The 12,530-nt window shown below is 63.0% G+C and carries 12 protein-coding genes; 5 read left to right on the plus strand and 7 right to left on the minus strand.

All coding sequences use genetic code 11. The features are described from left to right. Positions 1–20: 20 nt before the first annotated feature. The gene (locus LCM4573_RS25675) at positions 21–1,172 is read right to left on the minus strand and encodes an acyl-CoA dehydrogenase family protein (RefSeq protein ID WP_071009426.1); all 1,152 of its coding nucleotides are present in this window, start codon (positions 1,170–1,172) and stop codon (positions 21–23) included. Positions 1,173–1,374: 202 nt separating this feature from the next. Here LCM4573_RS25675 and LCM4573_RS25680 point away from each other — a divergent pair, with 202 nt between their 5' ends. Next, positions 1,375–2,079 carry a helix-turn-helix domain-containing protein gene (locus tag LCM4573_RS25680; protein ID WP_071009427.1) on the plus strand — a complete coding sequence of 235 codons (705 nt, stop codon included), beginning with the start codon at positions 1,375–1,377 and terminating at the stop codon, positions 2,077–2,079. 10 nt (positions 2,080–2,089) lie between these two features. On the opposite strand, the gene LCM4573_RS25685 is transcribed toward LCM4573_RS25680, so the two are convergent. From LCM4573_RS25685 to thrC, 4 genes are read right to left on the minus strand one after another with little or no spacing between them, the layout of a single operon-like run. Continuing rightward, positions 2,090–4,936 carry an EAL domain-containing protein gene (locus LCM4573_RS25685; protein WP_244505423.1) on the minus strand — a complete coding sequence of 949 codons (2,847 nt, stop codon included), beginning with the start codon at positions 4,934–4,936 and terminating at the stop codon, positions 2,090–2,092. 59 nt (positions 4,937–4,995) lie between these two features. Further along, positions 4,996–5,607, minus strand: a complete 612-nt coding sequence (locus LCM4573_RS25690) for a GNAT family N-acetyltransferase (RefSeq protein ID WP_071009429.1) — start codon at positions 5,605–5,607, stop codon at positions 4,996–4,998. Positions 5,608–5,631: 24 nt separating this feature from the next. Continuing rightward, complete coding sequence (locus LCM4573_RS25695) at positions 5,632–6,930, minus strand: pitrilysin family protein (RefSeq protein WP_071009430.1); 1,299 nt, start codon at positions 6,928–6,930, stop codon at positions 5,632–5,634. 27 nt (positions 6,931–6,957) lie between these two features. After that, positions 6,958–8,355 carry a threonine synthase gene (gene thrC, locus LCM4573_RS25700; RefSeq protein WP_071009588.1) on the minus strand — a complete coding sequence of 466 codons (1,398 nt, stop codon included), beginning with the start codon at positions 8,353–8,355 and terminating at the stop codon, positions 6,958–6,960. Between the two features lie 134 nt (positions 8,356–8,489). Between thrC and LCM4573_RS25705 the strand changes: the two genes are divergently transcribed. Continuing rightward, positions 8,490–9,062, plus strand: coding sequence for a PilZ domain-containing protein (locus LCM4573_RS25705; RefSeq protein ID WP_071009431.1), 573 nt, complete (start codon positions 8,490–8,492; stop codon positions 9,060–9,062). 30 nt (positions 9,063–9,092) lie between these two features. On the opposite strand, the gene LCM4573_RS25710 is transcribed toward LCM4573_RS25705, so the two are convergent. Beyond that, a complete protein-coding gene (locus tag LCM4573_RS25710) occupies positions 9,093–9,782 on the minus strand; it encodes an HAD family hydrolase (RefSeq protein WP_071009432.1) in 690 nt (229 codons plus the stop codon). 137 nt (positions 9,783–9,919) lie between these two features. Here LCM4573_RS25710 and LCM4573_RS25715 point away from each other — a divergent pair, with 137 nt between their 5' ends. From LCM4573_RS25715 to LCM4573_RS25725, 3 genes are all read left to right on the plus strand, one after another. After that, positions 9,920–10,588, plus strand: coding sequence for a GntR family transcriptional regulator (locus LCM4573_RS25715; protein ID WP_071009433.1), 669 nt, complete (start codon positions 9,920–9,922; stop codon positions 10,586–10,588). A gap of 182 nt (positions 10,589–10,770) precedes the next feature. Then, positions 10,771–11,361, plus strand: coding sequence for a biotin transporter BioY (locus LCM4573_RS25720; RefSeq protein ID WP_071009434.1), 591 nt, complete (start codon positions 10,771–10,773; stop codon positions 11,359–11,361). 10 nt (positions 11,362–11,371) lie between these two features. Continuing rightward, positions 11,372–11,848, plus strand: coding sequence for a DUF1284 domain-containing protein (locus tag LCM4573_RS25725; RefSeq protein WP_083347631.1), 477 nt, complete (start codon positions 11,372–11,374; stop codon positions 11,846–11,848). Here the strand turns inward: LCM4573_RS25725 and LCM4573_RS25730 are convergent. Next, positions 11,799–12,482, minus strand: a complete 684-nt coding sequence (locus LCM4573_RS25730; protein ID WP_071009435.1) for a helix-turn-helix transcriptional regulator — start codon at positions 12,480–12,482, stop codon at positions 11,799–11,801. The genes LCM4573_RS25725 and LCM4573_RS25730 overlap by 50 nt on opposite strands. Between the last annotated feature and the right edge of the window lie 48 nt (positions 12,483–12,530).

Consider the following 12,530-nt stretch of genomic DNA (forward strand, 5'->3'; position numbering starts at 1 on the left):
GCGAATGCTGGCGCGGGACGTCAGAACGTCGTCTTCGTGTCTAGCCCGAGTGCGATCCGGCCGGCAAAATGGCTTTGCGGGCCGGTTCTCATTGGATGGTAGCGTGCGCCCTGCACATCCCGGAAGCGGCGTTCCAGCCCCTTGTTCCGATAGAAAGCGCAGCCGCCCGCCGTTTCCATGGCGAGTTCGGTTGCAGCGATCGCATGGCGCGCCACAAGCCCACGGCCGATCATGATCTCGTTGGTCGTTTCGGGCGAGGGATTGCCTCGCTCGGCTATCGCAATCATGGCGGCGTGGGCGTATTGCGCTGCCCTGAGCTCCGTTTCCATCTGGCCCGCAAGCGCTATGACATGCGGGTCCGGCGCCCGCTCCTTGGCGATGGCGACTGCAATGTCGCGGGCGCTTTCCGCAACGCCCAGATAGGCGGCGTAGATCAACGGGAAGGCGAGCATGGAGACGATGTGGAAGAGCATATGCCATTCGCCCTGATTGCGCTTGAGCGCTACCGCCTCCTCGGGAACCACATGCCCTTCCACGACCACGTCGTTCGAGCCGGTGCCGCGCATGCCCATGGCCTTCCATGTGGGGACAATCTTCACATGCGGCGATTTCATCGGCAGACCGAAATGCAGGACCTTCGCGCCATCCGGCTCGTGGAGCACGGCGCCCGTTATAAGAATGTCGCCCATGGGTGAGCCGGACGTGAATATCTTCTTCGCGGTGATGCGGTAGCCACCTTCCACCTTCTCGGCCTTGCCGGAGCCTCTGATCCAGTCGGAGCCGCCGCTGGAAAGCAGGATCAGCCGTTCTGCGGCCACCCGCTTGAGCAAGGGCACGACCGGCGCCGCTTGCTGGTGGGTCCAGCGCCAGGCGGGAATGGCGACCTGATGGGTGTGCATGGAGAAGGCGAGCGCGGTGGAGCCGCAATGATGAGCCAGCTCCTTGACCATCGCGCAAAGCTCTGCGATCTCCACGCCCCCGCCGCCGAGATCGGCCGGAACGCCGGCTTCGACAAGGCCGGATTCCTTGAACATCTGATAGTTTTCCGCGACGAAGGCATCGCCGTCATCCGCCGCCTCGGCTCGCGCCGCAAAGCGCGGGCCCAGCGACCGGGCGATGGCGACGACGTCGAGTGYCGCCGGACTGGTATTAAGTTCACTGACTGCTGACATGGTCATGTTCCTCCCATTGAGACGGAGGCGATTGTCTGCGGGGGTGGGATACTCCTCAAGTACAGGAAGTGTACTTCGGGCCGCGTCAGTTATTGCCACTACTGGTAGAGGAGGTCTGCGGGTTGGAAGGTACATAAAGTGTATTTTGCGGACGGGCCGGAGGGTCTATATTTCATCTTTGGCCAATGAGGAGGATGCCGTCATGGAAATGACTGCAAGCTACGGCCAGTTCTGTCCCGTCGCGATGGCTGCCGAGGTGTTCTGCACCCGGTGGACGCCGCTTGTTCTGAGAGAGCTTCTCTGCGGCAGCCGCCGCTTCAACGATCTGAGGCGCGGCGTGCCGCGCATGTCGCCGACGCTTTTGTCGAAGCGTCTCAAGGAGCTGACCCAGGCGGGCATCATAGAAAGCCGCAAAAGCGCGGATGGAAGTACGGAATATCACCTGACGCCCGCGGGAGAGGAGCTGCGCGAAGTGGTCATGGCGCTGGGCTTCTGGGGGCAGCACTGGGTCGAAGCCGATCTCGCCCTGAGGAAGCTCGATCCTTCGCTTCTGATGTGGGATATGCGCAGGCACCTCGATCCGGACCCCATGGTCGCGGGGCGCTGTACCATCCTGTTCCTTTATCCGGACCTGCCTTCCGCCCGGCAGAGATACTGGTTGGTTGTGGAAGGGCGCGACGTGGATGTCTGCTCGACCGATCCCGGTTTCGAGGTGGATCTCTATGTCGAGTGCTCGTTGCGCACCATGACGGCTATCTGGATGGGGATCGCTACCGTTCGGAACGAGGTGGAGGAAGGCCGTCTGGAAATTGACGGCGATCCTGTACTTGCGGCCTCCATGCAGCAATGGCTTGGATTGAGCCCCTTCGCGCGTGAAGGGAAGGCAGCAGCAACAACGGCGGCCTGAGCTCTTGTGCTCAGGCCCGCTTGGTCAGCGGAAAGCGCTCTTTCAGCAAACGTAGTACCGCATCGGCCGGCGCAGGCGGGCTGAAGAGGAAGCTCTGGGCGAAATGGCAGCCCATCTTGGCAAGCTCCGCCGCGTCCTCGTCTGTTTCCACCCCTTCCGCCACCACCGTCATCTCCATGGCGCGGGCCATGGCGATCACGGAGCGCAGCAGCACAGCCCGCTTCTCGGAAGCATCGCTGACAAGCGCCTTGTCGAGCTTGATCGTGTCGAAGGGGAACTGCGTCAGATAGGCGAGCGAGGAATAGCCGGTGCCGAAGTCGTCGAGTGCGAGGCTGAGTCCCGTTTCCTTCAGCCGCGCCAGCACGAGGCGCGCCTGTTCCGGGTTTTCCATCATCACCGATTCGGTGAGTTCCAGCTTGAGCTGCTCGGGATTGACCTGCGTCTTGGCGAGCAGCGTGCGCACGTCGTTGTAGAGCTCGGCATTGAGAAGCTGGGCGCTGGAAAGATTGGCGGAGACGAAGATCGGCAACTCTCCCGTATGCTGCTGCCAGTCCATCAGGTCGTTTGCCGCGCGGTCCAGCGCGAACATACCAAGCTCCCCGATGAGGTCCGAGGTTTCCGCAATCGGTATGAATTCGGAGGGCGGAATGCTGCCGCGTTTGGGATGCTCCCAGCGCAGCAGCGCCTCGAAGCCGGCGATCTCGCCGTCCTTCAGCTGGATGATCGGCTGATAGGCCAGCGAAAGCTCCTTGCGCTCGATTGCCCGGCGAAGGTCCGTCTCGATCTGCAGCCGGTCGGTCCCGGAAGAACGGAAGGCCGGCCGGAAGGGCTCCACCCGGTTGCCGCCCGCGCGCTTCGCCCGGTACATGGCAAGCTCCGCGTCGGCGAGCAGGCTGGCGGCGCTTTCCTGCTGGTCCACCCAGGAGGCGAGCCCGATCGAGGCCGTCAGAATGATTTCGCGGCCGGCGAAATTGATCGGCACCATGATCGCCTTGGAAACCGCATCGGCAAAATCGGCCACTTTCACCGGATCGCGCTCGGACACCAGGATGAGGCCGAACTGATCGCCATTCAAGCGCGCAAGCGTATCCTGCGGCTTGAGAAGGCGACGCAGCCTGCGGGTCAGCGCGATCAGGATGTTGTCGCCGGCCGCTATCCCGAGCGAATCGTTCACCTGCTTATAGCGGTCGATGTCGATGGACAGCACGGTCGGCCGCACGGTATCGCCGCCAGGCGCCAGCGTCAGCACGGCCTGCAGCCGGTCCAGGAAGACCTGGCGGTTCGGCAGGCCCGTGAGATTGTCGTGCACGGCATCCTGCAGCAGGCGTTCGACGGAGTTCTTCTGTTCGGTGATGTCGACGACGGTGCCGACGCAGCGGATGATCTCGCCGTCGGAGCCGAGCACCGGCCGCGCGCGGATTTGCAGCCAATGGAAATGCCCGTCTTCGGCGCGGATGCGGAATTCGTGGTTCAGCCGGCCGCGCCGGTGTTCGAGCAGCACGTCGAGCGTCGCCCGGAAGCGGTCGCGATCGTCGGGATGAAGGCGCGGCAGCCAGTTGYGGACCGGCCCGTGCATGGAGCCCGGCGAAAGGCCGAGGCGCGTGGAGATATCGGGCGTGGTGACCACGCGGTCGCGCGCCACGTCCCAATCCCACACGGTGTCGCCGCTGCCGGTCAGCGCCAGCGACTGCCGCTCGAGATCGGAGAACAGGCCCTGCTGGTAGGCGCCGCCGGCAAAGGCGTGCTGCATCACCGTGAAGCCGATCAGGAGCACGATCAGCACGAGGCCGCCRCCGAGCGCCGGCTGGATGATGTCGTTGTCGAGCCGGCCGGTCACTGTAAGCCAGGCGCCGAACAGCCAGACCAGGATTAGGCCCCAGGTCGGCACCAGCAGAATGGCGCGGTCATAGCGGTTGAAGCCGAGATAGACGATGAGCAGAATGCCCGCCGTCGAGGTGAGCGCGAAGGAAAGCCGCGCGATGCCCGACGCGATGGAGGGATCGTAGATCGCCACCCCGAAGAGCAGAACCAGCCCCACCACCCAGGCAAGCGTGGCATAGCCGAGATGCACGTGCCAGCGGTTGAGATTGAGGTAGGTGAAGAGGAAGATCACCAGTGAGGAGGCGAGTGCCACTTCCGCGCAGGCGCGCCATATTCGCTGATCGCTGGAGGTGATGGTGATGAGCTTGTCGAGAAAGCCGAAATCCACGCAGATATAGGCCAGCACCGCCCAGGCGAGCGCGGCTGCGGCCGGCAGCATGGAAGTGCCCTTCACCACGAAAAGGATGGTCAGGAATACCGCGAGCAGGCCGGCGATGCCGAGCACGATGCCGCGATAGAGCGTGAACGCGTTGACGGTGTCCTTGTAGGCTTCCGGTTCCCACAGATAGATCTGCGGCAGTTGCGGTGTCGCAAGCTCCGCCACGAAGGTGATGACCGCCCCCGGATTGAGCGTGATGCGGAATACGTCCGCATCGGGGCTCGGCTCCCGGTCGAGCGCGAAGCCTTCGGAAGGCGTGATGGCGATGATGCGCTGCGAGCCGAGATCGGGCCAGAAAAGCTGCGAGTTCACGAGCCGGAAATGCGGCGCCACGATCACGCGTTCGAGCTGTTCTTCGGAAACGTTGGCAAGCGCGAAGACGGCCCAGTCGCCCTGGTGCCGGGGAGAGCTTGCCCTGACCTCGATGCGGCGGCGGATGCCGTCTGCACCGGCGGCCGTCGAGACCTGAAAAGCCTCTCCCTGATTGGTGTAGATATCGGTGGTCTCGGTGAGGTCGAGCGCCGTGTCGTCACGGGAAATCTTCACCGGCTCGGCCGCGCGCGCGGGGTGCGCTCCAAGCACGGCCGTCACCGTCATCAGGGCAAGAAGCGCTGCGAGCCAGCGGAGCGGAAGGCCAAGACCTTGGCGGCGGGTACTCATGATTTCAGCATCTTCCCGAATTCGCCATCCTCCGGCAGCCGGGAATACATCACATGGTCGCGCCACTCGCCGTTAATCTTCAGATATTTCCGCAAAAGACCTTCCCGCACGAAACCGGCTTTTTCCAAAAGCCGCACACTTTTCCAGTTCTCCGGAATACAGGCTGCCTCAATCCGGTGCAACTGAAGTTCGCCGTAGATGTAGGGGATGGCCAGATTGAGGCCGGAAAGCATGTGGCCTTGCCCGGCATGGCGTTCTCCCATCCAGTAGCCGATCATGCAGCTTTGCGCAGCCCCCCGGCGGATATAGCCGATCGTGAGGCCGCCCAGCAGTTCCATGTCCTGGCGGCGGAAGAGGAGAAGGGGAACGGCAAGCCCGGAATTATATTCCTGCCCGCAGCGTATCACGCGGGCACGAAACGAGCTTTCGGTGAGGTCGTCGCTGCGCCATACCGGCTCCCAGGGCTGCAGAAAGGCACGACTCTCGAAGCGAAGCGCATGCCACTGCCTGTAGTCCGAATAGCGGGGCAGGCGCAGCAGGTGGTTCTCGCCGTAAAGCTCTGGTGTGTCCGGCTGCCGCGACAAGAACCGAAACACCGATTTTGCCATGCCCTTGCTCCAGGCGCCCTTACGCTAGCTTGCGGCTTTCTGCGTCCGCGCCCCGGAGGAGGAAAGCGCAGCGGAGATTTCTGACATGGGTGCCAGCCTTTCGATGGGGCCGACCGCCGATAATGTGGGAACTGTATCGAAAAACAGCCGGCCGGCAAGATCGGTCAGGCGTTCTGTCGTAATTCCCTCCAGGCGCTCCATCATCTCCTGGTTGGGGATGATGCGCCCGTAAAGGATCATCTGCCGGGCCATCTGCCCCGCGCGTGCTGCCGGGCTTTCCTGTCCCATCAGCAGTTGCGCCCTGATCTGGGCGCGGGCGCGGTCGATCTCCTGGTTGTCGATCCTGTCGGAGGCCTTGCGCAGTTCGTCGATGACGACCGGCACTAGGTTCGGCAGCTCGTCGCCGCTCGTCGCCGCATGAACGCCAAAGATGCCGGTGTCCGAGAAGCCCCAGTGGAAAGCGTAGACCGAATAACAGAGGCCGCGATGCTCGCGCACTTCCTGGAAGAGGCGGGAAGACATGCCGCCGCCCAGGATATTGGCGAGAATCTGCGAGCAATAGAAGTCGCGCATATGGTAGGCCTTGCCCTCGAAGCCGAGGAGGACTTGAGCATCCATAAGGTCGCGGCTTTCCCGTGCGTCGCCGCCGATATAGCGGGCCGCATCGAAGACCGGAGGCGCGCTCGCGCTTTGCGGCAGTTTTGCAAAGCCCTGCTCGACCTGGCGGCAGAAGGTCTCATGGTCGACCGCGCCGGCGGCGACGACGAACATGCGGTCGGTGGTGTAGTTGCGCGAGAGATAGCCGCGGATCTGGTCCGRCGTGAAGCTTTTCACCTTCTCCGGCGTGCCGAGGATCGGCCGGCCGATCGTCTGGTCGCGATAGGCGGCCTCCGAAAAGCGGTCGAAGACAACGTCATCCGGCGTGTCGTTGGCGGCGCCGATCTCCTGCAGGATGACGTGTTTCTCACGCCGCAGCTCCTCGTCGTCGAAGACCGATTCCGTCAGGATGTCGGCAAGGATGTCGACCGCGAGCGGCACATGATCCTTCAGCACCCGGGCATAATAGGAGGTGGTTTCGGTGGATGTGGCGGCATTCAGCTCGCCGCCGACATTCTCGATCTCCTCGGCGATGTCGCGAGCGCTTCGCCGCGCGGTGCCCTTGAAGGCCATATGCTCGAGGAGGTGGGCGATACCGTGTTCTTCTTCGGTCTCGTTGCGAGACCCCGATTTGATCCAAACCCCGAGCGCCACGCTCTCCAGATGGGGCATCGTCTCGGTCACTACTGTCAGCCCGGAGGAAAGCCGGGTGATTTGTACATTCATAGTCTGTCTTTCCGGCGCCGCCGATACTCAGTTCCTTGCCCGCGCATGCTCGCCGATGAATTTTTCGACGGCTTTGAGCTCCGGTTCCAAGACGTTGAAGCGCTCCTCCCTGTCCATCAGATCGGCGAGCCATGATGGAAGCGCGGGATCAATTCCGCAAGCGGATTTTACCGCGGCGGGGAATTTGGCCGGGTGCGCGGTTGCCAGCGTGACCATGGGACTTGCCGCCCGGGCGTTCTTTTTCGCGACGAAAACGCCGGTCGCTGTATGCGGATCGATGAGGTAGCCGGTAGCCTCGAGCGTCTCCCGGATCGTCGCCGCCACCTGGCGCTCGGTGGCGCGTCCGGCGCGGAATTCGCGCTTGATGGCTTTCAGCGCCGGCGGCTGGATTTCGAAGGCCCCCGACTGCTTGAGGCTCGCCATGGCGGAGCGGATGGAGGAGGCGTCGCGCCCATAGGCTTCGAACAGCAGCCGCTCGAAATTGGAGGAAATCTGGATGTCCATGGAAGGCGAGGTGGTCGCCTTGACGCCCTTCATCTCGTAACGGCCGGACTTCAGCGTGCGGGCGAGGATGTCGTTGTCGTTGGTGGCGATCACCAGCCGGTCGATCGGCAGCCCCATCTTCTTGGCGACGTAGCCGGCGAAGATATCGCCGAAATTGCCAGTGGGCACGGTAAACGAGATTTTCCGGTCCGGCGCGCCCAAGGAAACCGCGGCGGTGAAGTAATAGACAACCTGCGCCATGATGCGCGCCCAGTTGATCGAGTTCACGCCCGAAATCTTCAGCCGATCGCGGAAGGCGGCGTCGTTGAACATCTCCTTCACCAGGTTCTGGCAATCGTCGAAATTGCCCTTGACGGCAAGCGCATGCACATTGGAGGCGTTCGAGGTGGTCATCTGCCGCTGCTGGACGGGGGAGACCTTGCCATGCGGGAAGAGGATGAAGATATCGGTGCGGTCCCGTCCGGCGAAGGCATCGATCGCGGCACCGCCGGTATCGCCCGAAGTGGCGCCGACGATGGTTGCGCGTTCGCCGCGTTCGGCAAGCACGTAATCCATCAGCCGGGCGAGCAATTGCATCGCCACGTCCTTGAAGGCGAGGGTCGTGCCGTGAAAGAGTTCCAGAACGAAATCGTTGGGGCCCGTCTGGACGAGCGGCACAACGGCCGGATGGCGGAAGGTGGCATAGGCCTCGTCGATCATCGCCTTCAGCTTGTCGGCGGGGATCTCGTCATCCACGAAATGTTTCAAAATCTCGAAGGCCACGTCCTGATAGGGCTTTCCCCGCAATGCCCTGATCTCGCGTTTCGTCAATGCCGGCCATTCGCGCGGCACATAAAGGCCGCCGTCGCGTGCGAGTCCAGCCAGCAGCGCATCACGGAAGCCGAGCGCGGGCGCTTCGCCCCGGGTAGAAATGTAGTCCACGACCTTCAATCCCCAATCGATTTTTCTTCGCGCCGCTGGTATAGACCAGGAAAATTGGCCATGAAAGGCCACAAAACGTGATCGCAGACCGGTTGCTGCGGAACAACGGGAAGAGGTGAAGAGAGTTGAGTAAGGTGTTCGGCAAGGTATCGCGCGCGCTTGTCTCCATATCGCTCCTGGCGGTCGTGACCGGCTGCAATTCTTCCTCTGAAGGCGGAGGATTGGGGCTCGGTCGGCAGGCTTCCGCGGAAGCGCAACAGCCGGCAACACCGGTGGTTCAGGCTTTCTGCCCGCCCGTGGTGATGCGTGAGGAGGCAGCTTTCCACCGTGTCTACGCCCGCGGCGGCCAGGATGATCCGCAGAAGCTTCTCTACCAGGCCTCGCTCGCGGACGCGACCCGCGCCTGCACCGCGAACGAAGCCACCCTGACCATCAACGTGGTCGCCCAGGGACGGCTCGTTACCGGAGCGGCTGGACCGTCGGGCCCGATCTCGCTGCCGATTCGGGTGGACGTGGTCGACGGCGACAACGTCCTTTATTCGCAGGTCGTCAATTTCAAGGTCGATCTGCCGCCGGGCGCGCCTTCGACCCAGTTCGTCTTCGCAAAGCCGGATGTTACCATTCCGAATGCGGCAGGCGGCGCCTCGCGCTTCACCCGCGTACGCCTCGGCTTCGAGACGGGGCCAGCCAAGAAGGCCCGGTCCTGATCGTATCGACCTAATTGTTGCGGGCGCTGCCTAGATCGCGCCCGCCCATTCGGTGAGTGCGGCGACGACTGCCGGCAGGTCCGACATGCGCGATATCACCGTCTCCGCGCCGGCATCCGTCAGCTGGTCGGCATGACTCGGATAGGTGTGCGAGGCGCCCGTGAAGCCGACGACGCGCATGCCGGCGGTGCGTGCGCCGTGGATGCCGTGGACCGAATCCTCGACCACCAGCACCTTGGACGGCGAAACGTTGAACTGTTCGGCCGCGTGCAGGAAGATGTCCGGCTTCGGCTTTGCCCGATCGGGTCCGAGATCCTTGGCCGAGAAGATGTGTGGCGCGAAATAGGGCTTCAGCCCGACCTTGGTCAGCATCATGTCGAGCCGGTGCGAGCTCGAATTCGAGCAGATGCAGCGCTGCGTGGTGAGGCGGGCAAGGGCGAACTTCACGCCATCGATGATCTTCACCTCGCGCTCGAGCTTCGCGTCGAGCAGCTTTTCCGATTTGTCGAGCAGCGAGGCGGAAAGCGGGATGTCCGCCTCTTTCTCGACCGCAAGCAGAATGTCCTTCCAGGTCAGGCCAGCGAAGCGCTCGCCCATTTCCTCGACGCTGATCGGATAGCCGGCTTCGGTGAGCAGCCGTGATTCCACCTGTGCCGCGATGATCTCGGAATCGACCAGAACGCCGTCGCAATCGAAAATGATGAGGTCGAATCCACTCATGATGAAACGCCTTGTTGGGGGAGGTACGGGGCCTTTTATACGACTGGAGTGGCAAGCTCAACCGATGCCGGTGCATGACTGATGGAAGCTCAGCGGGCAGCTCTCGACAAGCCGGTGGCGCCATTCTAAGGAACCTTATGGGCAAAGAGCCGGAAGACACAATCGCCAGCCGCATCAGCCGGGAGCTTGCCGATCGCATCGTGCGCGGCGAACTGGCGCCCGGCGCCCGGCTCCGCCAGGACCATATCGCGGAAGAATTCCAGACGAGTCATGTGCCGGTGCGCGAAGCTTTTCGCCGGCTGGAAGCGCAGGGGCTGGCGATCAGCGAGCCGCGCCGCGGCGTGCGCGTCGCCTCCTTCGATCTCGCCGAAGTACGCGAAGTGGCGGAAATGCGCGCAGCACTCGAAGTGCTGGCATTGCGCCATGCCGCGCGGCATCTGACGCCCGCGATCCTCGACGCTGCGGAAGAGGCGACCCGCGAGGGCGATGCCGCAGCCGACGTGCGCGCTTGGGAGGAAGCGAACCGCCGTTTTCACCGGCTCATCCTGACCCCTTGCGGAATGAGCCGTCTGCTTGCCTCGATCGACGACCTGCATGCCGCAAGCGCCCGCTTCCTCTTCTCCGCCTGGCAATCCGGGTGGGAAAAGCGCACCGATCACGACCACCGGGCCATTCTGCTGGCGCTCCGCCAGGGACGGACGGAGGAGGCCTGTGGCATCCTCGAGAAGCATGTCCAATGGATCGGCCGTGCTCCCCAGGGCGTGAAATCCGGCGCCCCGCGCGAAGCCTTCGCCATCGTCGGCTGACGAAACCAAGAATTATAGATTTTTTATTTCGACCTCTATCTTGCGAAAGATATTGAAGTTTTTGGATCGATGCTCGGCGCGTTTGAATGCTGTCGGCGATTTCCATGCTTGTCATCCGAAGAATCTCCTTTCATAAAATATATGGGAATCAAAATTATCTATAATTTGAAAAGGAGAGCTCAATGTCACTGATCAACGTCCATGAGGCCACCATCTTCGATCCCCTCCGGCTGGCGGATCGCCCTCTGGCGACGAAAGCGGTTTTTGTCCTGGCGGGCACGCTCGTGCTGGCGCTCGCCTCGCGCATCTCCGTGCCGATGGTTCCGGTGCCGATCACCATGCAGACCTTCGCGATCACCATGATAGGCGCGCTTTACGGCTGGCGGCTCGGCGGCCTCACGGTGCTTGCCTGGCTCGGCGAAGCCATGCTCGGCGCGCCGGTTCTTGCCAATGGCTCGGGCGGCCTTGCACCCTTCGTCGGCCCGACCGCGGGCTATCTCGCTTCCTTCCCGATCATCGCGGCGCTTGCCGGCTGGCTGGCGCAGCGCGGCTGGACCGGCGAGAGGTTCGTGCGGAGCTTCGTTGCGCATCTGAGCGCCAACCTGCTTTGCCTCGCCGCTGGCGGGCTCTACCTCGTCTGGCTTCTTGGAGCGGAAAAGGCATGGCTGCTGGGTGTCGCGCCCTTCATCCTCGGCGCCGTCCTGAAGTCTGCTCTGGCCGCGGCCGTGCTGAAGGGCGTGCAGGTCTATGGCGGCCGGACCAGCCTCAATTGAGGGGCCTCAATTGACGGTCCGGCTTCGTGCCCATCATCTCCTCTGCATGCTGACATTCGTCGGTGAAGGCTACAATCCGGCCTTCACCGCGAACTACCGCCGGCTCGCCGAGCGGCTGTCGGCGGGAGAGGAGATCGAAATTGTTCACGGCCCGGACGATATCTGCGCTCCGCTTCTGGCCGATGCGGAGGCGCATTGCTTTCGGGAGAGTGTCGGGCTGAGGGACAAGGCCGCGGCGCTCGACGTAAGCGCGTTGCTCGGCATCGCCATTGTGGAGGGATTGGTGATCAGGCCCGATGCGGCATTTCTGGCGAAGCTTCGCGAGGGATTTTCGAAGCATTCCGTTCGCGGGGCCTGTAGCGGCTGCGAATGGAGCACCCTGTGCGACCGCATCGCCGGTGTCGGCTTCGATGGCGTTCTGGTCGGTTCGGCCCGCCCTATTCGGCCGGAAAGAGCGATAGGAACTTCCGCTCGCCGGATGGAGTGAAGAGAATGGCGCGGCTGTCTTCGCTCCGCCGCGCCCAGCCCTTTTCGAGGAAGTGCGAAAGTAATGCCTTGCCGAGCGTGCCGGCAAGGTGCGAGCGGCGTTCGCTCCAATCGAGGCAGGATTTGCAGAGCGGCCGCCGTGTGGAGCTCAGCGCTTCCAGATCGATGCCGATTTCGGCAAGTCGCGCGCGGCCTTCGTCGGTGAGGCGGAGGTTTTCTCCATCCTCATCGATCGCGCCGCTTTGCACGAAGCTGTCGAGCATGCGCACCCCGTAGTCGCCGGCAAGATGATCGTAGCAGACGCGCGCCTTGCGAAGTGCAGGGTCCTTTGGGCCCGGCCGGTGCCGCAAGTGCCCGCGGCTTGCGGCAAAAACCATGATGCCTTCCAGAAGCGAAGCAGTCGCAGCGTCCGCAAGCGCATAATAGCGATGCCGTCCCTGTTTCCGCTGGGAGATGATGCCGCCGTCTTCGAGCTTGGAAAGATGAGAGCTTGCCGTCTGTAGTGTCACGCCGGCCGCCTGGGCAAGTTCGGTCGCCGTCAGCGCCTGTCCGCCCGTCAACGCGGTCAGCATATTGGCGCGGGCTGGATCGCCGATCAGCGTTCCTATGCGGGCTATGTCCGGTCCTTCCTTCATACTTCGATCATAACCGAAGCATCTTCGTCGCACAATGTGTCAAAGTCA

Source organism: Rhizobium sp. LCM 4573 (assembly GCF_001854865.1).
GTDB lineage: Bacteria > Pseudomonadota > Alphaproteobacteria > Rhizobiales > Rhizobiaceae > Neorhizobium.